Source organism: Leucobacter sp. gxy201, assembly GCF_051043335.1.
Classification (GTDB): Bacteria; Actinomycetota; Actinomycetes; order Actinomycetales; family Microbacteriaceae; genus Leucobacter.
In genome coordinates, this window is record NZ_JAMXWS010000011.1 from 15,308 (window position 1) to 35,707 (window position 20,400).

Here is a 20,400-nt window from a genome sequence, read left to right on the forward strand (position 1 = left end):
CGGCCAGCAGAACTAGGAGCGCACCGACTACCGTGCACGCATTCGACATCCTTCTCGCAGCAGGCCCCGGCGATATCGACTGGGGCCTGCTGGTCAAGCGAATCTTCAACCCTACTCCGGCGTTCTGGTCGGCTCTCGGCCTCACTGTGTCGATCGCCGTGTTCTCGCAGCTGCTCGGGATCATCCTTGGAACGATCTCGGCGCTCATGCAGCGCTCGCGCTTCAAGATCCTGCAGTTTTTCGCAGGCGCCTACATCTATATCGTTCGCGGCACGCCGGTCATCGTGCTGGTGTTCTTCATTTATTACGGCGCGAACATGATCTTCGGTGTCGACCTCTTCCCGGAATCGCTGAATCTCGGACTCTTCGTCATTCCCGGCGCGGTACTCGCCGGCATCGTCGGGCTCGGTATCGCCGAGGGCGCGTATATGAGCGAGATCATCCGCTCCGGAATCGCCTCCGTGGACCTCGGCCAGTTCGAGTCCGCTGCGGCTATCGGCATGACCAAGCGCACCGCCATGCGCCGCATCATCTTCCCGCAGGCCGCCCGCACGATCGTCCCGCCACTCGGCAACCAGTTCAACGGCATGATCAAGATGACCTCGCTCCTCGCGTTCATCGGCATATACGAGATCTTCCTCGATGCCCAGGTCACGTATTCGAACACGTTCAAGCCGGTCGAGGTGTTCATGGCGGTGGCGGTCTGGTACATCGTCGTGACGACGATCTGGAATTTGATCCAGCGGATGATCGAGCGCCGTCTATCGCGCAGCGAACGCGAACCCGCCGAAGACCGCAAGCGTGCTCGGGCCATCGAGAAGCAGAGCAAGGAAGTGATCTGGTGAGCGATCAGAGCAGCCCCGCCGCTGCGACTCCGGTAGTCGCAGCGCAGAATGTGCGCAAGGCGTACGGAGGCAATGTTGTGCTCCAAGACGTCTCCCTGACGGTCGAGTCAGGCGAAGTCATCTGCATCATCGGCCCCTCCGGCTCGGGCAAGACCACGTTTCTGCGCTGCATGAATCACCTTGAGGAGATCGACGGCGGTCGCATCTTCGTCAACGGCGAACTCGTGGGATATGTCGAAGGCCCCGACGGAGGCCTCGTCCGTGACAAGGAGACCAATATCGCTCGAAAACGCCGTGATATCGGGTTCGTCTTCCAGCGCTTCAACCTCTGGCCGCATATGACCGTGATGCAGAACATCATCGAGGGACCGATAAGGCTCCTCGGCGTCTCGAGAGAGGACGCCGAGGCACGAGCCGAGGCCCTGCTAATGAGAGTCAATATGAGCGACAAGCGGCACGCCTACCCGGCGAAGCTCTCAGGCGGTCAGCAGCAGCGAATCGCAATCGCCCGCGCGCTTGCGATGGAGCCCAAGGTCATGCTCTTCGACGAGCCCACTTCGGCCCTCGACCCGGAGACAGTCGGAGAAGTCCTCGCCGTCATGAAGGACCTCGCTTCACGAGGCATGACGATGGTCGTCGTGACCCACGAGATGGCCTTCGCCCGAGAGGTGGCGGACCGCGTCGTCATGATGGACGGCGGCTATGTCATCGAAGAGGGCGCCCCGGAGACCCTGTTCGGAGACCCGCAGCACGAGCGCACCAAGCGCTTCCTGTCGCGGCTGAGCTAGTGCACCTATGAAAGCAAGAAAGGCAATCAACGAATGAATGAGATGACCGCGGCGATCCACGCCGGCGAGAAGGTCGACCCCGCCACCGGCGCGTTGGCTGCACCGATCTATCAGACGGCGACGTTCTCGTTCGAGACCGCGCAGGCCAAGGAGGACGCCGTCGACGCCTCGATGGCCGGCGCCCCCGATGCCTACTTCTACTCGCGCACCTCGAACCCGACGAACCGCGTCTTCGAGGAGAAGGCCGCAGCTCTCGAGGGAGCCGAGGACGCGCTCGCCTGCGCCTCGGGCATGGGTGCGGTCAGCGCTGCACTGCTCAGCCAGCTGAAGGCCGGGGACCACCTCATCATCTCCGACAACATGTTCGTGATCACCGAGATCCTGATCACGCAGACGCTCGGCGGCCTCGGCGTCGAGGTCACCCCGGTCGAGATCACCGATCTCGATGCCGTTCGCGCCGCCGTGCAGCCGAACACCCAGGTGATCTTCACCGAGTCGGTATCGAACCCCTACATGCGCTTCGCCGACCTCGATGCGCTCGCTGCGATCTCGCGCGATGCCGGCGCGAAGTTCATCGTCGACAACACCTTCTTCACCCCGTCGCTGCTCAAGCCGCTCGCCTTCGGCGCGGACATCGTCGTGCACTCGGCGACGAAGTACATCGGCGGCCACGGCGACGCGGTCGGCGGCCTCGTCGCGGGCAGCGCCGAAGACATGGGGCTCGCCCGCATTCAGATGGACGCCGTCGGCGCCGCCGCGGCGCCGTTCAACTCGTGGCTGCTCTCGCGCGGCATGCGCACGATGCCGCTGCGCATGCGCCAGCACTCCGAGAACGGTCAGGCGATCGCCGAGCTGCTGCGCGAGCACCCCGAGGTCGATTGGGTGCGCTACGCGGGGCTCGATACCGACGCGGCCCACGAGGTCGCTTCGAAGTACATGAGCCGCGGCTTCGGCGGCATGATCTCCTTCCACATGACCAAGGGTCAGCCGGCGATGGCGACCTTCTGCGAATCGCTCGAGCTCGCCGGCGTCGCGGTGAGCCTCGGCGATCTGCACACGCTCGCCTACCCGATGCCGAAGCGCGACTTCATGGTGCGCCTCTCGGTCGGCTGCGAAGACCTGCCCGACCTGATCGCCGACGTGAACCAGGCGCTCGCGAAGGTCGCCGCGCTCTGACCCGGAGCTTCGCGGATTCGCGGCAATGGGAAAGCCCCCGCCTCGGCGGGGGCTTTCCCATTGCCGCTAACGACCCAGTACTTCGAATGCGGCATCGACGATCGAGGCCGCGTCGATGCCGTGCAGCGCATAGGCATCCGCGAGGTCGGTGGACTGCCCGAATTCGGTGACGCCGAGGTTGCGCACCCGGTCGCCCCGCGCACCGGCGAGGAACGACAGCGTGTGCGGATGCCCGTCCTGCACCGTCACGAGAGGCGCCGGCGACTCCGACGGGAACAGCGTCGAGATGATGTCGGAGCCCACAGCAGCGTCGATGCGGCCGCGCTGCTGCAGGGACCGGAAGACGAGATCCGGGCTCGTGAGGCACACGACGCCGGCGCGCACGCCCGCCTGCTCGAGCGTCTCCGCCGCGGCGAGCACCTCCGGCATGATCGCTCCCGCTCCGACGAGCGTCACTTCATCGGTCGAGGCGTTCCGCTCCGAAAGACGGTAACCGCCGGCGATCGCCTGCTTGCGTCGCCGCGCGAGGAGCATCTCGTCCTGCGGGAGACGGGCCAGGTTCTGATCGATCGCGCGCGTCGAGAGCCGGAAGTAGGCCGAGGTGCCGCCGGGCGCGCCGATCCGGGACATCGCATGCATGAGGCACCACTCGAGATCGCTCGCGAACGCGGGCTCCCAGGCGATGCAGCCGGGCTGTTCGAGGCCGACCGACGGCGTCATGATGGACTGGTGCGCGCCGCCCTCGGGGGCGAGCGTGACGCCCGAGGGCGTGCCGACGAGGATCGACTGGCCGCCCGCATACATGCCGTACGACCACGGCTCGAGCGCCCGCGTCACGAACGGGTCGTAGAGCACGCCGATCGGGATCAGCGGCTTGTTCCAGCGGCTCCACGTGCTGCCAAGCTCCGCGAGCAGGCCCACGAGGTTGCCTTCCGCGATCCCGAGCTCGATATGCTGGCCGCGTTCGCCCTCCTGCCAGCGCAGCACGCGCTGCGCCTCGTCGGCGAACCAGTCGAGACGATCCTTCACCGACCACACGCCGGTCTTATTGATCCAGCCGCCGAGATTGGTGCTCGACGCCACATCCGGGCTGCAGGTCACCACGCGCTCGGCGATCTCGGGGGCGTCGTAGCGCAAGTTGCCCACGAATCGTCCGAACGCGGCCTGCGTCGAGATCGGTTTGCGCGGCCGACTCACCGGCAGCACGAGTTCGCGGGAGGCGGCGGCCGGTTCGAACGGCTGCCGCGCGAGTTCGGTACGCCGCTGCGCGCAGAGTTCGCCTTCGGGGCTCTCGGGGCCGAAACGCTGCCACGGCTGCTCCAGGCTCATTCCGCTTCGGGCAGCCAGATCGATCATCTGGGCCTCGCTGAGCAGCGCCGAATGATTCGCCGGATGCCCCTCGACCGGCAAGTCGCGGCCCTTCACCGTGTAGGCGAGCACCACGGTCGGCCGTGTCCGGTCAGTGCCGTCGAACGTCTCGACGAGCAGACCGAGGTCGTGCCCTCCCAGATCTCGGACCGCGCGGGCGAGCTCGTCATCGCTCAACGAATCGACGAGAGCCGCGAGCCCGAGCTCCGGTTCGCCGCCGAGCAGCCGACTGCGCACTTCGACGGCGTCGGCCCGCAGCATGCGCTGGTACTCCTCGTTGCCCATGGTCTCCAGCCGCAGCCGCAGCAGGTCTCCGCCCTCGCGCCCGAACAGGGCGCTCACATAGGTGCCCCACTTCAGAGTGATGACTTCCCAGCCCTGCGCTTCGAAGAGGCGCTGCAGACGCAGGCTCTGGATATCGGGTACGACGCGGTCGAGCGACTGGCGGTTGAGGTCGACGACCCACAGCAGCTCGCCGAGCTTCGATACCGCCGGGTCTCCCAGCGCCTCCCAGATCGCGCCCTCGTCGAGCTCCGCATCGCCGACCAGGCTGATGAAGCGGCCGGCCTCGGGAGTCTCCGGATCATGCGCACGCAGGTATCGGTGCGCGATCGCGGCCCACACCGGCGCAGTAGCCCCGATACCGACGGAGCCGGTCGAGAAATCCACTGTGTCCGGGTCTTTCGTGCGGCTCGGGTAGCTCTGCAGCCCGCCCTTCTGACGCAAAGTCGTCATATAACGCTCGTCCAGGTCTCCGAGCAGGTAGTTGATCGCGTGGAGCACCGGCGACGCGTGCGGCTTGACCGCAACACGATCCTCCTGGCGAAGGGCGTGGAACCACAGCGCCACCATGATCTCGACCATGGACGCCGACGATGCCTGGTGCCCGCCGACCTTGAGCCCGGCGGGGTTCGGCCGCACGCGATTCGCGTGGTCGACCATCGCCGTAGCGAGCCACCGCACCCGATCAGCGATCGGGCGCAGCCGTGTCTCCACGGCATGCATCTCTCTGCGAAGCTCCACTGTATGCGTCAACGCGCTACCTCCTGTGCGACAGTGCTCAGATCAAAGAACTCGAGGCCCGAGAGCCTCCGCATCCCCATCCCACCGCACCGAGCGGTCGAACATTCGATTCACGCAAAGGCTGATGCGAATACACTAGAATCAAGCGCGAAGCGCCAGAAATTACTAGACTTTCGTGCACCCAACGCACGAACCGATCGCGAGCAAGATGTCAGACTCCATCGATACCGTCGACCGGCAGATCCTCGCGATCCTGCGCGGCTCCGCCAGGGTTCCCATCAGCGAGATCGCGCGCAGAGTGAACCTCACGCCGGCTCCGGTGCAGCGGCGCATCGAGCGGCTCGAGTCGCTCGGGGTCATCCGCGGCTACACCGCCATCATCGATGAGCACCGCAGCGGCACCCTCGAAGCGTTCGTCGAAGTGCGGCTCAACGGCCAGACCGAGACCGACGAGGTCGCCGACATCGTGCGGCAGATCCCTGAGGCCGAGGAGTTCCACACGCTCTCGGGCGACCCCGATGTACTGATCCGGCTCCGCGCCGACGATGTCGATCATCTGCAGCGGGTCGTCAACGCGATCCGCAGAACCGGCAAGGTCGCCGGCACCAAGACACTCATCGTCATGCACGGATGGACCCGGGGCCGCGGAACTTCCGGTGAGATACCCGCGTAGAAGCGGCGCTACTGCTCGAGCGGCTCCCCCGCGAGCGCACGCCGGTAGCCCTCGGCCATCGCCTCATCGACGCCGAGGCGGAACATGTCGTCCGGGCCCGTGCGCACGATATCGCGGGCACGGCTCGGCGATCCCTCGCTCTGCAGCAGATGGCCAGCCCCGCGCACCACGGCGACCGGCCGGCCGCTCGCCTTTCCCTTCACGAGGTCGGCGGCGGCGGCGAGCTCATCGGCGACGGCGACCTGGGTCGCGTCGAGCGGCCGCCCGCCCGCGTCGATACCGCCACGATGGTCGTGCAGCACCCGGAGCCCGGCGGCGCCGATCGCGATGTCGGTCTGCCCGACCCGCCAGGCGCGCCCCAGCGTATCCGAGACGACAACGCCGATCGCGACGCCGAAGCGTTCGGAGATAGCGTTTCTGATCTGCTCGGCCGACGCATCCGGGTCTTCGGGCAGCAGCAGCACGGTGCCCTCGGCGGTGTTGCTCGCGTCGACGCCGGCCGCAGCGCCGACGATGCCGAGACGGTTCTCGACGATGCGCGTGGAGCCCGGCCCGTTCTTGCGGCGGCGCGATGCGACGACGCGCACCGTCTCGCTGGTGATGGCGGCCTCGCGGTCGTCGGCGTGCACGATACGGCCCTCCGCCTTCGACATGATCTTGCTCGTGATGACGAGGATGTCGCCGTCGCGCAGCCGCCGTTCGGGGCGCGCTTCGGCATCGGCGGCGAGCGCCGCCCCAATCAGCTCGGCCAGGTCGTCGCCGGCACGCACCTCGGGCACGCCCGCGAGCGCCCAGATCGCGAGCCCGTCGTCGCCCGTCCCATGGTCGCCCGGTGAATGTGCACGCATGGCACCATCATCTCAAACTCCGCCGCGAACACCGCCCGGGCCGGGCGCCCGCGCGATCCCTGTCGAGGCCCCCGCGCCCCCGAGCTCCCCGAAGGTGCCCGAAGGTGCCCGTATGCACGAGAGGTGCCCTGATGCACCGCACGCAACAGCACCTCCCGTGCGTAAGGGCACCGCCGATAGCCGCGCCGGGCCGCACCCCATCGAGTACCCTGGGCTGGTGACCCGCATACTCTTCTTCGAGCCCCGCATCGCGGGCAATACCGGCAGCACCATCCGCCTCGCGGCGGGCACCGGCGCCGAACTGCACGTCGTGCGACCGCTGTTCGATTTCGAGGATGCGAAGCTGCGCCGCGCGGGCCTCGACTACCACGACCTCGCCGTGGTGCACGTGCACGATTCGTTCGGGGCGGCGCTCGAGGCGCTGGGGCCGGCGCGCATCTTCGCGTTCACGGCGCAGACCGAGCGGCGCTACACCGACGTCGCATACGAGCCGAGCGATGTGCTCATGTTCGGGCCCGAGCCGACCGGGCTGCCCGACGAGATACTGCATCATGCGGCCGTGACCGACCGACTGCGCATTCCCATGCTCGAGTCGCGGCGCTCGATGAACCTGGCGAACTGCGCGGCGATCGCCGTCTACGAGGCGTGGCGGCAGCAGGGATTCGCGGGCGGCGTCTGAGCCCGCACCGCCCCGGAGCCCGCACCGCCCCGGAGCCCGTACCGCCCGGCTACCCGAGCACCCGCCCGAGCACGCGCGCCGCCTCGGGAAACTCGCCGGGCCGCGGCCCCGAGTAGTTCAGCCGCAGGTAGCGGCCGGTCGGTTCGGCCGGGAACCAGTCGACTCCGGGGGCGACGATGACGCCCTCCGCCTCGCACTCGCGGGTGAGCCGCGCGAGGTCGGTGCCGTCGGGCAGGCGCAGCCAGAGGTTGAGGCCGCCGCGGGGCACTGATTCGAGGTGCGCGGCGGGGGCGTGCTCGCGCAGCGACGCGACGAGCAGGTCGCGGCGGGCCTCGAGCAGCGACCGCAGCGAGCGGCGGTGCGTGCGCCAGCCGGGCCCGGTGACCACGTCGAGTGCGACCGCCTGCAGCGCTCCGCTCACGTACATCGCCTGCGCCTGGGTGTCGGCGAGGATGCGTTCGCGAGCCGGGCCGCGCGCGATGATGCCCGCGACGCGCACCGCCGGGGAGATGCTCTTCGTGAGCGAGCGGATGTACACGGCGTGCCCGCCGTCGTCGAACGCCGACACCGGCACCGGGTCGCTGCTGATGCCGAAGTCGTGCGCCCAGTCGTCTTCGATGAGAAAGGCGCCGTGCTCGCGCACGAGGTCGAGCACCTGCCGGCCGAGCTCGGGCGACCACTGCGCCCCCGACGGGTTCGCGTAGTTCGGTTGCGCGTAGAAGGCGCGCGCGCCGGTCTGCGCGAACGCGCGGCGCAGGTCCTCCGGGTCGGGCCCGTGAGACCCGGTCGCGACAGGGATCAGCCGCACCCCCACCTGCGCCGCCGCCATGATGGCGCCCCAGTAGCTCGGCGACTCGATGAGCATCGGCCGGCCGGCGCCGACGAGGGTGCGGAAGAGGGTACTGAGGCCGCTCTGGCTGCCGGGCAGGATGACGACGTCGCGCGCTTCGGGCGCCGAGAGGCCTGCCGGGGTGAAGCTGCTGAGCTCGGTCGCGAACCAGGCCTGCAGTTCGGGGAGGCCGGCGCTCGGGGTGCGGCTCATAGCCGTCTCGCTGCGGGCTGCACGTGCGAAGGCTGCCCGCACGAGACGCTCGGGCAGCAGCTCCTTGTCGGGGTAGCCCGAGTGCAGGGCGATGACGTCGTTCGGGGCCGTGCGCAGGGCGGCGGTCAGCTGCGGGATGCGGTGCTGCGGGGCGCCGAGGGCCGCGGTCTGCCACCCGTAGTCGTTCGGCTTCGCTCGGCGTACGGCGCGCACGAAGGTGCCGATGCCGGGCCGCGACTCGACGAGCCCCTGCGCGACGAGCACGCGCAGTGCCCGCTGCACGGTGACCGGGCTCGCCTCGAACTGCGTGACGAGGGCGCGGGTCGACGGCAGTTGCGCGCCCGCCGCGGAGTTCGCCACCCAGCTCCGGAGTGCCTGAACGATGCGATCACTGCTACTCTGAGTCATGTCGACACATGATACCGCTACTCTTCAGCTTCGCGAACCGATATCCACGCCGCGCAGCGGCCTGTGGTGGGGGCTGCTCGGAGTCACCGCCTTCTCGTTCACCGTGCCGTTCACGCGCTTCGCGGTCGCGGACGACCTCATGTCGCCGCTCTTCATCGGGGCGGGCCGCGCGGTCGTCGCGGCCCTGCTTGCGGCCGCGGCCCTCTGGTTCACCCGACAGCGCATGCCGCGCGGCCGGCAGTGGCTGCAGCTCGCGGTCGTCGCAGGGGGCGCGGTGCTCGGCTTCCCGCTGCTCACGGCGTTCGCCCTGACGACCGCGCCCGCGAGCCACGGCGCCGTCGTGATCGCACTGCTGCCTGCAGCGACCGCCGTGGTCGCGGTGCTGCGCACGGGCGAGCGCCCGGACCGTTCGTTCTGGGTCGCGGCGGGGCTCGGGGCCTGCGCCGCGGTCGCCTTCGCGGCGCTGCAGGGCGGCGGATTCGGCGGGCTGCAGTGGGCCGATCTACTGCTCTTCGGCGCGGTGGTCTCGTGCGCCGTCGCCTACGCCGAAGGCGGACTGCTCGCGCGCGAGCTGGGCTCCTGGCAGACCATCTCGTGGGCGCTCGTGCTCGCCTTCCCGCTCATGACCGCGCTGACCGTCGTCTCGATCGTGCAGCAGCCGCCGCGCGGCGGCGCCATCGAGTGGGGCGCGTTCGCATACCTCGCGGTCGTCAGCATGTTCCTCGGCTTCTTCGCCTGGTACCGGGGTCTCGCGATCGGACCGATGGCGACGGTCAGCCAGGTGCAGCTGACGCAGCCGGTGATGAGCATCCTGTGGGCCGGGCTGCTGCTGCACGAGCACATCGGCTGGTCGACCGTCGCGGGCGGCCTCGCGGTCGTCGGCTGCGCGCTCTTCGCGGTGCGGGCGAAGAATCGGGTCGGCGCCCGCGGGTGACCGCGGGGCGGGGCTTGCATCTGTATTAATGTAGTAATACAGTGGGACACATCACCGAGCGGTGATCCCTCGCCCGCATCGCAGAAGGAGGCGCCCGTGCAGATCGATGACTCCCGGCCGATCTGGGCGCAGCTCGTCGACGAGTTCCGCCGACGCATCGCCGCCGCCGAATGGTCCGCCGGCGCGAAAGTGCCGTCGGTGCGCGAGCTCGCGCTCGAGCTCGGCGTCAACCCCAACACCGTGCAGAAGGCGCTGACCGAGGTCGACCGCCAGGGCTTCACGACCGCCGAGCGCACTTCGGGCCGCTTCGTCACGAGCGACGACGCCGTGATCGCGCGCTGCCGCGGCGAACTCGCCGCCGCATCTGCCGACGCCTTCGCCGAGGCCGCCTCCGGGCTCGGCATGCCGCTCGCCGATGCCGAGCGGCTGCTCGCCGAACGCTGGGCGCGGCTCGACACCGCACCGCGCCCCTCACCCGAAAGGACGGAACGATGACCAGTACCGCACCGGCCCGCACCGCACCCGCCGTCGAAGTCGCGGGCCTCACCAAGACGTACCGCGGGCGCGAGGCGCTCAGCGGCCTCACCCTCAGCCTCGCCCCCGGCCAGATCGTCGGCCTCATGGGCGACAACGGTTCGGGCAAGACGACGCTGCTCAAGATCCTCGCGGGCGTGCTCGCCGACTGGAGCGGCAGCGTGAGCATCGCGGGCCATGCCCCCGGCCCCGAGTCGAAGGCGCTCGTCTCCTTCCTGCCCGATGCCTCGTTCCTGCCCGACTCGCAGAAACCCGCCGACGCGATCGCGCAGTACCGGCGCTTCTTCGCCGACTTCGACGAGGCGAAGGCTCGCGAAATGGTCGACTTCTTCGGCCTGCCGTGGGATCGCACGCTGCAGGAGATGTCGAAGGGCATGCGCGAGAAGCTGCAGATCTCGCTCGCCATGTCGCGGCGAGCGCACGTCTACCTGCTCGACGAACCGATCTCGGGCGTCGACCCCGCATCCCGCGACGTGATCCTGCGCGGCATCCTGCAGAACTTCGACGAGCACGCACTGATGCTCGTCTCGACCCACCTCATCCAAGACATCGAGGCGGTCGTCGACTCCGTCGTCTTCCTGCGCGGCGGCAGCGTGCTGCTGCAGGGCGACGCCGACGACCTGCGCGCCGAGCACGGGTCGAGCCTCGACGCCCTCTTCCGAAAGGTGTACGCATCATGATCGGCACGCTCTTCGCCCAGGAGTTCCGCACGACCCGCAGAACCCTCTGCACCGCGGTCGGCATCCTCGTGCTCTGCACCGTCGTCGCGCTCGCGGCCGCCGCCCTGCGCATCCCGATACTCGGCACGCTCGGCATCGGCGGCAGCACCATCGCCGCGATCGCCGTACTCCCCCTCGTGCTCGGCATCCTTGCCGCGAGCTACTGGCGCACGATGTACGGCCGCCAGGGGTACTTCACCATGACGCTGCCCGTGCACGGTCGCGACCTCTTCACCGCGAAAGTGCTCTATGCTCTGGCCGCCTCGGTCGCGGCGCTCGTCGTGGCCGCGCTCATCCTCGCCGGGGTCGGCATTGCGGCGGCGCTCGCCGACGGGCTCGGCCCCTTCGACATCGTGCGCGACGTGCTCGTGCAACTCGGCACGGGCATCGAGCTGGTCGGCGTCGGTGTGTCCGTCTTCTTCGCCGGCGCGCTGCTGCTGCAGCTCGTCTCCATCGTCGTCACCGGCGCAGCGCTCATGTCGATCGGTTCGGAGGCCCGCTTCAACCATCTCGGCTTCGGCGCCCCGGTGATCGGTGCGGTCATCACCTACTTCGGCATGCAGGTCCTCGGGCTCGCGGCAACGCTGTTCATCCCGCTCGGCATACGCGTCGACGGCCCCGATACCGGGTCATTCGTCGCCGAGGGCATGCTCTCGGGCTTCGTCGCAGCGGTCTCGGACCCGACCGGCGAGACGCAGCCCGGCGTGCTCGGCGTCGGCATCGTGCTCCTCAGCCTCGTCGTGACGGTGCTGTTCGCCTGGCGCGGGGCGCGCTCGGTCGAGCGACGCACCTCGCTGCGCTGAGGTGCGGGCCAGGGGTCTCCGGCTGCACGCCCGGCGATCCCTGGCCGCGCATGTCAGCGGGCCCGTTTTCGGGGGCCGGAGTCAGCGGCCCGCGATCAGCATCTCCGCGAACCCGGCCGCTTTGAGCCGCAGATCGTCGATGCGGCGCACTCTCGCGGCCGCGACGTCGTAGCCCTCGTACGCCGGGGGCGGGTCGTTGCGCACGTTGCGCGAGCACTGGAACTCGCGGCAGATGAGGGTGCCGACGGTGTTGCCCCGGCGCCCGGCCTCGCCGACGCGCTTCGCACCCCAGAACACGACCTCGTTCGGCAGCCGCACGTCCTGGCACCAGTTGCACATCGCGCGCGAGCGGGGCGAAGCCTCTGCCTGGGTGAGCAGCACGCCCGCCGGTTCGGCGTCGAGCCGCGGCAACACGACGTAAGCGCGACGGGCGAACTTCGGGTCGCGCCAGCCGAAGAAGTCGCGGGCCTCCCAGTCGGCGGCCGTGAGTTCGTCGAATCCGGTCGGGAGCATCAGCTCTTTCACCTCGCGACGCGAGGCGTTGATGAAGGAGGCGCGGATGGTCGATTCGGTCAGGGGTTGCATGAGTCTGCTTTCCGGGGCGTGGTGCGAAGCGCACCGGGCTCGCGGCCCGCGCACTGGCGCTCCCGCCCCTCGTACTGTGTCAAGAAGGGTCGACGGGTCGCCATGCCCGGGGATTCGGCGGGCACGGCGGGCTGCGTCAATCACCGTCGGCGAGCGCTTCGCCGACGACCTCCTGACGCTGGGAGTACAGCTCTCGATAACTCACGCGGTCGAGTGTACCGCTCCGAGCTCCGGCCCGGCCCGGCCCGGCCGACGACCGTGCTCGCCTAGCCTGCGGCGAACGCACCGAGGAACAGCAGCGCGAACACGAAGATCGCGGCGCACAGCACCGCGACGACCGCGCCGATGACGAGGCCGGTGACAGCGAAACCCTTCGGCTGCCGCTGCTTCAGCCCGATGATGCCGAGGATCACGGCGAGCACGCCCGCGACGGCCGCGCCGATGAAGAGCACGACCCCCGCCATGCTCGTATAGAAGACCACCAGGAGCAGCAGACCCGCGAGGCCGGCGATGAGCGAGCCGAGCGCGAATCCCTTCGGCAGCGGTGCACCGGCTGGTGGATACGACATCTCGGTCTCCTTCGCACGCATCGGGCCGCGCCGACGCACGCCCATTGCGGCGCCGAAGCCGACCGCATGGCATCAATATACAGCTGCGGGCATACATCGAACACCCCTGTTCAGCGCGATTCTTCCCGTGGCACGCGAACTGGCCCGACTTTGCATGACTTGGCCCCGATTTCGGGGGCGCGGCAGACCGCTGCTCACTACGCTGTCCCCTGAATGGAGTTCATGTCACCGCCGAGGGGGAACCGTGACCGAAGAGAATCCGAGCCGCACGCTCGCCGATGCACCGCGCGCCGACGAGGGGTACTACGGCCCCGACAGCATGTCGTGGCGCGTGTTCTCAGACCCGGGGTCGATGCTCGGCGCGAAGAACGCCCTCTTCTTGCAGATGCTCGAGCCGGGCATGATGACCCACTTCGAACGGGTCTCGCTCACCAGCGAGGGGGCCGAGCAGATGGCCGCACGCTTCGACCGCACCTCGGCCTATCTGCGCGACGCGGTCTTCGCCGACAAGGCGCACGCCGACGCCGCTGCGGCCCACGTCGACCGCCTGCACGAGCGCGCGTCATGGACGAACCCCGAGACCGGCGAAGTGACGAGCGCGAAGCAGCCGGCGTGGCAGCGGTGGACGTGGTGGACGTACATCTGGTCGGCCGTGCGCGGCTACCAGGAGTTCGGCCCGGGCATGACGACCGCCGAGGCAGACCAGCTCGTACAGGAGTCCCGGCACGGCGCCGAGAGCATCCATGTGCCCGGCCCGTACTTCACCACGTTCGCCGACCTCGACGCGTACATCCGCGAGGAGCTCCACACGAAGGCGCTCACGATCTTCGCGGCCCTCGCCGGCCATTCGCTGCGCCACCCCGATGTGAAGGGCCCCATCGCGAAGTGGGTCGCGCGGCAGATCATCAACGGCGTGCTGTCGTTGCTGCCCGAGACCGCGCTCTACTTCTTTGCGGTCGAAGATCGCAGTGCGAAGGAGCTCGCGCGGGGCGCCCGCTTCACGAAGTGGATCGCGAAGCTCTCGCGCAAGAATCGTTCGGCCGAGCAGCTCATCGCCGACACGATCGGCGAATCGATCGCGAAGCCCTACCAGCGAGTACGCCCGGCGAAGCAGCAGGCCGAACGGCCCGCGAAGCAGCCGGCCGAGCAGCCCGCCGAGCAGCCCGCGTAGAGCGACGGCTTCTGCGCCCGCGTTCGCGGCCCCGGTGTTCTCCCGCCCTCACAGCGCGGTGCCGAAGAAATCGGCGCGACCGACCATCGAGGTCGAAAGGGCGCCTCGAGGGGAGATGAGCACCACGGGCGACGTGCCGATGAATCGTTCGCGCAGAGTGATGACGCTCGACCCGGTCGCCGAGGTCGCCCCACCGGTAGGAATCTCGTCTACGACGATCGAGTCGAGCGATTCGCCTGTTTCGAGGCTCACCGTCGTCAGTCGTGTTCTCGTGCGATCGCTGTAGGAGGATTCGCTGACGACGACGTATCCGCCCGCGGCTCCGATGGCATCGGAGGTGTCGGCAGGGATCAGCGGGTGCGGGTCGACGCCCACCGCTCTGAACTGCTGCGTCGCGCGCACCGGCGGTACCGGGTCGATGACCAGATCACCGCCTTCGAATCGGTGATCGGTGAGCAGTTCGGCGGCCTCGTCCGCGCGCCGCACGGTGATGCCGTCGTCGTCGATCTCGATGAGCGCGTCGCCCGCCGCAGCTTCATCGGCGGTCGGGAAGGTCGCGACGAGATCGTGGTATTCGTCGCCGAACAGCGGTGTCCAGGTGTAGCCGTCCTCCTCGGTCGCCCGGGTCGCAGCCAGTTCGCCCACGCTGATCTGCGCGAGACCGTTGCTCGTCTGCGCGAGGATGCGGTCCGTCGCGCGGTCGTGCACGAAACGACCGACGCCGATGCTCCCTTCGTCGAGCCCCGCGAAATCTTCGGGTGTCACGATAGTTCGCCCGGTTTCCGCATCGAGTACGCGGAGCCCTGCGCCGTACGCGACGTAGACGTACTCCTCGTTCGCGGCGACCACACGAGCGTCGAGAAAGTTGTCCTCCGCGATCCTCGTCGCCCAGAGATGCTGGCCCGTTTCGACGTCGATCGCGACGACGTTCTGCGGGAAGAAGTTTCGAAGCGCGATCTGCAGCATGCCCTGCGGCCCGTAGCGGTCGTAGGCTACATAGGCGACATCCCGTCCATCGCGTTCCACGACCGCTGATCCGCGCGCCCCCTCGCTCGACGGGATCGGGGCCATGAGTAGCCAGGTCAGCCCGAGGAACAGAGCGATGAAGGTCGACAGCGTACGCAGCAACGGGTAGGGATACTCGGGCTTCTCGATGAGCTCGCCGTCGGCGTCTCGCGCGCGTGAGGCGCCCTGCGGCAGCGGCAGCGTGTAATGCGGCAGCCCGACGAACGCCACGATCGCGAGCAGCACGAGCATGACGAGCCACTCGTTGTTCCACGGCATCGTGAACTGCGAGCGCACCGTGGTGAGAATCCACATGAGGACGATGAGCCCGCCCGATACAGCGAGCACCCAGCGCACGGGTGTTCGCGTCATCGGTCACCTCGCCTCCGCCTCGGGTGCCTTCACGCTACTGCATGGCTCGACGCAACGCGCTCATCCGTCACTCGCCCGCTGCTTCGACTCCGACCGTCGCCGGCCGAGTTCGGCATCAGAGAGGCCACCCTACGCGCAAAGCCGCATCTCGCCTCTCCGACGACGCGAGAGGCGTCGACCCGCCTGGATCAACGGGAGTTCGATGAAGCGGTAGAGCACCTCGGCGAGGAGGAGACTCAGTGCCTGAGAGTGCTGCTCCCCGGGGAACTGTCAGCATCGATCACAGCTCACATCACAGATCGCAGGCGTTCGGCAAGCGGCACGGACAGCGTTTCTGCGAAGCGGAGCGCGAGATGATCGCCGTCGATGAACACCGGCAGCCCGCCGATCACCCCGGAGCACATGTCACCGTCGCAGAGCCGGTCGCTGAGGTCTACCACCGGCACTCCAAGCGACACCGCCGCGGCTGCAAGATGGTCGGGCAGCAGTTGCTGACTCTGCGGCGCGACGCAGCCGCGGTCTCGCGATCCGAAGCTGAGGGTGCAATCGGGCCCGAGAGTGCCTCCGCCCTCCGGCACATCGCGGATCACGACGAGTCGGGTGCCAGAAGCTGCCCAGGGTTCAGTAACGCGTTGCAGTGCATCCCTCAGCTGGTCGGGCTGGGAACGCCCTGTCCCATCAGCGACTTCCTTGTTGGCGTGGTTCACCATGAGTACGACATCCGGTTTCATCGCTGTGACGCGTTCGCCTACCTCACCCACCCATGTCACGCACTGCGCCGCGGCATCCGCAGGGAATCTTCCGCCCCGAAGCTTCGTCACAGTGACGTCCAACGGGCTGCAGCCTGCAGCGTAGGTGTGGAAGAAGCGCCATTTCTCCTGCTGGGCAACGGGGAGGAGCGCCCCGACCATATGCGCGGCGTGAGAGTCGCCGACGAGCAGCACGGTGCGCGCATCCGCGGCACCGTCAGTGAAGTCGCAATCGATGATCGGCCCCAGAGAGAGGCCCAGGTCTTCCCGCGGCTCGCATTCATGGCGCGTCGCAAGGAGCGGCTCGTCCCTGCTCCAGTCCGCGAGAGTAGTGGCGGGGCCGAAGGGGTCGACACATCCTCGCTCGGGGTCGAGCGCTGCGGCGCCGACGCAGTTCGGGTCAGCGTGTTTCTGCGCTGCGGCCATCGAACGTTCGATGGCCGCGAGCGAGTTCGGAGCATGCACGACACCCACGTACCCTCCGAGCAGTGCGACCGTGGTGATGCTGGCAATGACGAGCAGGCCTGTCGTTCGCGGGCGGCGCGGAACGAGGAGCCGGTCTCGGAAGCGGTCCTCTACGAACACTTTCGTTGCAGCGGCGAGCGCGATACTGACGAGCAGCAGGATGACCAGATCCTTCGATGTCACCGTCCGTTTCAGTGCATAGGGTGCCACGATGAGCAGGGGCCAGTGCCAGAGGTACAGGGAGTAGGAGATGTCGCCGATGAATTGCACCGGCGGCAGCTCACCGAGTCGGCCCGGATTGAGGGGAGCAATGCCCGGTCCAGCCGCGATGACGAGCGCGGTTCCGAGCACGGGCATCAGCGCCCACGGGCCCGGGAACGCCGTCTCCGCGGTGAAACGCAGCGCTGCATACGCGATCATCCCGTAGCCTGCGAGCTGCGCCACGGCTTGCAGTACGCGATTCAACGGCTTGCTCCTCATAAATACACGGGCCAGGGATCGCACGTGCAGGGCGATCAACGCACCGGTGAGGAGCTCCCAGGCCCGCCCGAAGGTATTGAAATACGCTGCAGGCGACTGCGCAGTCTGGAGCACGCAGTACACGAGAGATGCGGCCCAGAGGGCACCGATGACCGCAGTGAGTTGCGCTCTGCTCGGCGGTGACTGTTTGAGTTTGAGTGTCAGCGCGCACAGCGCGAGCAGCAGGAGCGGCCAGAAGAGGTAGAACTGCTCTTCAACGGAGAGGCTCCAGTAGTGCTGGAACATGGTGGCGCTGTTTTGCTGCGCGAAGTAGTCGACCGCCTGCGAGGCCAACCACCAGTTCTGCACATACGCCGTACTGGTGAGTGCTTCTGTCGCGCCCGCAGCCCAGTTCGGTACGGGAAGCAGGAACACGGTGAGCCCGAGCGAGACGAGCGTTACGAGTAGCGCTGCTGGGAGCAGTCTGTTCGCGCGGCGCTGGTAGAAGCGCGCCAGTCTGATGCGGTGCGTGGATTGGAGTTCAGCGAGCAAATGGGCGGTGATGAGAAACCCGGAGATCACGAAGAACACATCGACGCCGACAAACCCGCCGCTGATTCGAAGCGGCCAGAAATGGTTCAGTACGACCAGCATGACCGCCATGGCGCGGAGCGCTTGGATGTCCTTCCGTCGGCGCGCAGTCTTCACCTGTAAATCCTTCGTAGTCGGCACAGCTGAAACATATGTGCAGCTCTGTTTCTATTGATTGACAGATCTTCTCAACGCGGTTCCACCTGAATGCCTGCTTGCGGGGAACCGCTCAACGCACGGGCAAATGACCGGTCGACCCATTCCCGGTGCCGCTCCGTGTATGCGCGTGCGGTCTCATGCATCTGCCCCAGACCGGAGATGGCGTCTGTCGTGCATCGAGACTTTGAGGCCAAGCTGACCCAGCGGCCAGGCTGAGCACCAGCGCCGCGCCAGCACCCGGCCTCACCCGCTGCAGGGAAACTGCTGCGGTATGGCGCAGATCGATGGGTACGCGCCGAGCTAGCGTGTCCAGAACTCGATCTCTCCGTCGTCGAAAGAGCCTTTCAGCGCGTTACTCATGAGTGCGCTGTCCTCCAAGTCGAGAATGTCGTCCCCATTACCCCGAGTTGAGACGCTCCAGCTCTCGGGGAGAGTGCATTCCTGCCAGCAGTACTCGGTCTTCCACAGCGAGTCCGTGAACCAGAGTTCGCCACCTGCACTGTCGGCGAAGCTCAGAGTCACGCCCTGTTCTCCGTGTGCCGCGAGCCTCACTAGCGGACCGCGGTTTCCGCCACCCGAATTCCACCCGACGCCTTCGCGCATCCCGTCCGGCCCCACCGGCTCCCACGTTTTCGAGTCGCAGGCCCCTGAGCACTTCTCAGTTAGCGTCGCAATGGCCGCCTCAATTTCCTTCAGAGCCCCGTTAGTCTTCTTCCCGCTGGGTTCAAGGTCTCGGATATCGACCGTCAGGCAGTCGTCAGCAGACTTCATCTCTGTGCTTATCGCACCGCTCTCCCCCAGTGTCACTGCTGCGATGCCCGTGCACGTCGGTTCCTCCAGATATTGGGTTGTGAAGCGCCGTTCGACGTCGTATACCCCAGGAACAACAAGCAGCGCGCTTCCGGGCTCCACTTCTTCGCCGTTGATCGAGTACTGGCTGTCCTCGGAGTCGCTGCTGCCCAGCCTCACTACCGGCAGCTCATTCGTAACGACGTAGCTCGGCTCTCCGTCGATCATCACCTGACCCAAAGTGACCTTCGTACTCAGAGCTCTATCACCGAGCTTGTACGTGGCGGCTACCGTCGGGAACCCGTCGGTATAAGACTCCTCACGGATCTGGACGTCTGAGATGCGCTGCTTGGGCGGGTCAACTTGTACCGCGTCACTGGCATCACCATGCAATTCTGTTGCAGTCAACTCCATCACTCGTTCCATGTCGCCCTTTTCCAACGCTTTGAGATACGACTGAGCAACACCGCTCGGCGTATCGGGCTTCGAACCCAGCGAGCAGGCAGTGAGCCCGACGGTCGCGGCCAACAATGCGGCGGGCAGAACGAAGGTAGTCAGTCGGCGCATGAGTTTCACGTCTCTCTCGGGTTGACAGGTACCGGAGTGGCATAGGAACACCACGTTCCTCGCACACCATACCTGAAATAACGAGCCTTAAAGTACCTGTGCTTTATTTACCAATAGCGAAGGATATGCAGAAGGGCAGCACCGATCCCCGATATGCGCGCCCTCGGTATACACATCGTCCTGCTGCGGCGGGGACGGCCCCGGCCGATCGCCGACCTCGCAGAAGCCCAAAGTGTACGCAGAAAGACGATCATCCAGATCGAAGTCGGTCGAGTAGCTGTAGGGGTCTCGACGCTGCACGCCATCGCGCACGCCATCGGCATCCCTTCTATCGAGCTGATCGCTCCCGCCTGCGCACGGCACCAGAAGTCCATTCACCGGCCGACGAAGACAGTCGAACCGCCACGCCAAAGCCGCACCCCACCCGCTGCGGGTAGACTGCGGCGGCATGAAGCAGATCGACGGGCGCACGCTCGGCAAGTGGAGCCTTCGGCTCGACGCGATCTACTGCGCGTTCCTGGGCGCCGCAGTCGCAATCTGTGCGGAACCTATCTCTGCAGCCGTGGCGCTTCCCTTCCCTCTGATCGCCGCCGTCGGCGTCGTCGTCGTACTCTGGGCCGGCATCGTGCTCTGGATGCCGACGAAGCTGCGCCTCCGCACCGCACTGCGGCTCGTGCTGGGCGTGAATATCGTGGCCGCCCTGCTCGTCGCGGTGTGCGCGCTCGCAGCAGCGACCGTACCGGCTGCGATCGCCGTTCTCGCTGTGGCCGCCAGCGTTGCGCTCTTCGCAGCGAGCCAGACCCTCGCGCTCCGCACGCTGCCGACCGCCGCGAACGGCTGAACGCACCAGTTCCGCCCCGAGCTACTGCGCTCGAACCCACCGGCGAGAATGAAAGAACCCCCGCGATGTAGAAGCTACGCGGGGGTTCAGCAACGGTGTAATAGCCGTTACGTGGCTCCGACCGGCATCGATCCGGTGACCTTTCGATTTTCAGTCGAACGCTCTACCAACTGAGCTACAGAGCCGAGCAATCATATGTCGATCGCCAGAGACGAAGAAACCCTTCCGAAGAAGGGCT

The 20,400-nt window shown here is 67.4% G+C and carries 19 protein-coding genes and 1 tRNA gene; 11 read left to right on the forward strand and 9 right to left on the reverse strand.

Translation table 11 applies throughout. The features are described from left to right. Nucleotides 1–32: 32 nt before the first annotated feature. Genes NHL51_RS13305 through NHL51_RS13315 form a run of 3 tightly spaced genes read left to right on the forward strand, consistent with a single transcriptional unit; the run spans nt 33 to nt 2,809 of the window. Nucleotides 33–845: an amino acid ABC transporter permease gene (locus NHL51_RS13305; RefSeq protein ID WP_434144508.1), complete on the forward strand. Its 813-nt coding sequence runs from the start codon at nt 33–35 to the stop codon at nt 843–845. Then, nucleotides 842–1,633, forward strand: coding sequence for an amino acid ABC transporter ATP-binding protein (locus NHL51_RS13310; protein ID WP_434144510.1), 792 nt, complete (start codon nt 842–844; stop codon nt 1,631–1,633). Before NHL51_RS13305 ends, NHL51_RS13310 begins: the two co-directional genes overlap by 4 nt. 33 nt (nt 1,634–1,666) lie before the next feature. Beyond that, a complete protein-coding gene (locus tag NHL51_RS13315) occupies nt 1,667–2,809 on the forward strand; it encodes a trans-sulfuration enzyme family protein (RefSeq protein ID WP_434144512.1) in 1,143 nt (380 codons plus the stop codon). A gap of 66 nt (nt 2,810–2,875) precedes the next feature. Here the strand turns inward: NHL51_RS13315 and NHL51_RS13320 are convergent, their stop codons facing one another. Next, nucleotides 2,876–5,182, reverse strand: coding sequence for a transketolase-like TK C-terminal-containing protein (locus NHL51_RS13320; protein ID WP_434144549.1), 2,307 nt, complete (start codon nt 5,180–5,182; stop codon nt 2,876–2,878). A 226-nt stretch (nt 5,183–5,408) separates the two neighbouring features. Between NHL51_RS13320 and NHL51_RS13325 the strand changes: the two genes are divergently transcribed. Further along, the gene (locus NHL51_RS13325; RefSeq protein WP_434144514.1) at nt 5,409–5,873 is read left to right on the forward strand and encodes an Lrp/AsnC family transcriptional regulator; all 465 of its coding nucleotides are present in this window, start codon (nt 5,409–5,411) and stop codon (nt 5,871–5,873) included. An 8-nt stretch (nt 5,874–5,881) separates the two neighbouring features. Here NHL51_RS13325 and NHL51_RS13330 read toward each other — a convergent pair whose 3' ends face one another. Next, on the reverse strand, nt 5,882–6,721 hold the full coding sequence (locus NHL51_RS13330; RefSeq protein WP_434144516.1) for a coenzyme F420-0:L-glutamate ligase: 840 nt from the start codon (nt 6,719–6,721) through the stop codon (nt 5,882–5,884). Between the two features lie 217 nt (nt 6,722–6,938). Between NHL51_RS13330 and NHL51_RS13335 the strand changes: the two genes are divergently transcribed. After that, a complete protein-coding gene (locus NHL51_RS13335) occupies nt 6,939–7,400 on the forward strand; it encodes a tRNA (cytidine(34)-2'-O)-methyltransferase (RefSeq protein WP_434144518.1) in 462 nt (153 codons plus the stop codon). 49 nt (nt 7,401–7,449) lie between these two features. On the opposite strand, the gene NHL51_RS13340 is transcribed toward NHL51_RS13335, so the two are convergent. Beyond that, nucleotides 7,450–8,850 (reverse strand): PLP-dependent aminotransferase family protein, encoded by a 1,401-nt coding sequence (locus NHL51_RS13340; RefSeq protein ID WP_434144519.1) that lies wholly within the window; start codon nt 8,848–8,850, stop codon nt 7,450–7,452. Here NHL51_RS13340 and NHL51_RS13345 point away from each other — a divergent pair. From NHL51_RS13345 to NHL51_RS13360, 4 genes are all read left to right on the forward strand, one after another. Then, nucleotides 8,849–9,784: a DMT family transporter gene (locus NHL51_RS13345; RefSeq protein WP_434144521.1), complete on the forward strand. Its 936-nt coding sequence runs from the start codon at nt 8,849–8,851 to the stop codon at nt 9,782–9,784. The two genes, NHL51_RS13340 and NHL51_RS13345, sit on opposite strands and share 2 nt — an antisense overlap. 96 nt (nt 9,785–9,880) lie before the next feature. Continuing rightward, the gene (locus NHL51_RS13350; RefSeq protein ID WP_434144523.1) at nt 9,881–10,279 is read left to right on the forward strand and encodes a GntR family transcriptional regulator; all 399 of its coding nucleotides are present in this window, start codon (nt 9,881–9,883) and stop codon (nt 10,277–10,279) included. Next, nucleotides 10,276–10,998, forward strand: coding sequence for an ABC transporter ATP-binding protein (locus tag NHL51_RS13355; protein ID WP_434144525.1), 723 nt, complete (start codon nt 10,276–10,278; stop codon nt 10,996–10,998). Before NHL51_RS13350 ends, NHL51_RS13355 begins: the two co-directional genes overlap by 4 nt. Continuing rightward, nucleotides 10,995–11,840, forward strand: a complete 846-nt coding sequence (locus NHL51_RS13360) for a hypothetical protein (RefSeq protein WP_434144526.1) — start codon at nt 10,995–10,997, stop codon at nt 11,838–11,840. Before NHL51_RS13355 ends, NHL51_RS13360 begins: the two co-directional genes overlap by 4 nt. An 81-nt stretch (nt 11,841–11,921) precedes the next feature. Here the strand turns inward: NHL51_RS13360 and NHL51_RS13365 are convergent, their stop codons facing one another. Together NHL51_RS13365 and NHL51_RS13370 are read right to left on the reverse strand one after the other, a co-directional pair. Next, entirely contained in the window at nt 11,922–12,425 is a 504-nt protein-coding gene (locus tag NHL51_RS13365; RefSeq protein ID WP_434144528.1) for an FBP domain-containing protein, read from the reverse strand. A 266-nt stretch (nt 12,426–12,691) separates the two neighbouring features. After that, nucleotides 12,692–12,994: a hypothetical protein gene (locus NHL51_RS13370; RefSeq protein ID WP_434144530.1), complete on the reverse strand. Its 303-nt coding sequence runs from the start codon at nt 12,992–12,994 to the stop codon at nt 12,692–12,694. Between the two features lie 244 nt (nt 12,995–13,238). On the opposite strand from NHL51_RS13370, the gene NHL51_RS13375 reads away from it, so the two are divergent. Next, nucleotides 13,239–14,165 (forward strand): oxygenase MpaB family protein, encoded by a 927-nt coding sequence (locus NHL51_RS13375; RefSeq protein ID WP_434144532.1) that lies wholly within the window; start codon nt 13,239–13,241, stop codon nt 14,163–14,165. A gap of 48 nt (nt 14,166–14,213) precedes the next feature. Here NHL51_RS13375 and NHL51_RS13380 read toward each other — a convergent pair whose 3' ends face one another. The 3 genes from NHL51_RS13380 to NHL51_RS13390 form a co-directional block, all read right to left on the reverse strand. Next, nucleotides 14,214–15,542, reverse strand: a complete 1,329-nt coding sequence (locus NHL51_RS13380) for a PA2928 family protein (RefSeq protein WP_434144533.1) — start codon at nt 15,540–15,542, stop codon at nt 14,214–14,216. Between the two features lie 287 nt (nt 15,543–15,829). Beyond that, nucleotides 15,830–17,923, reverse strand: coding sequence for an acyltransferase family protein (locus NHL51_RS13385; protein ID WP_434144534.1), 2,094 nt, complete (start codon nt 17,921–17,923; stop codon nt 15,830–15,832). A 342-nt stretch (nt 17,924–18,265) separates the two neighbouring features. Next, entirely contained in the window at nt 18,266–19,321 is a 1,056-nt protein-coding gene (locus NHL51_RS13390; protein ID WP_434144537.1) for a hypothetical protein, read from the reverse strand. A gap of 448 nt (nt 19,322–19,769) precedes the next feature. Between NHL51_RS13390 and NHL51_RS13395 the strand changes: the two genes are divergently transcribed. After that, on the forward strand, nt 19,770–20,162 hold the full coding sequence (locus tag NHL51_RS13395; RefSeq protein ID WP_434144539.1) for a hypothetical protein: 393 nt from the start codon (nt 19,770–19,772) through the stop codon (nt 20,160–20,162). Between the two features lie 112 nt (nt 20,163–20,274). Here NHL51_RS13395 and NHL51_RS13400 read toward each other — a convergent pair. After that, a tRNA-Phe gene (locus NHL51_RS13400) sits at nt 20,275–20,347 on the reverse strand. Nucleotides 20,348–20,400 lie beyond the last annotated feature (53 nt).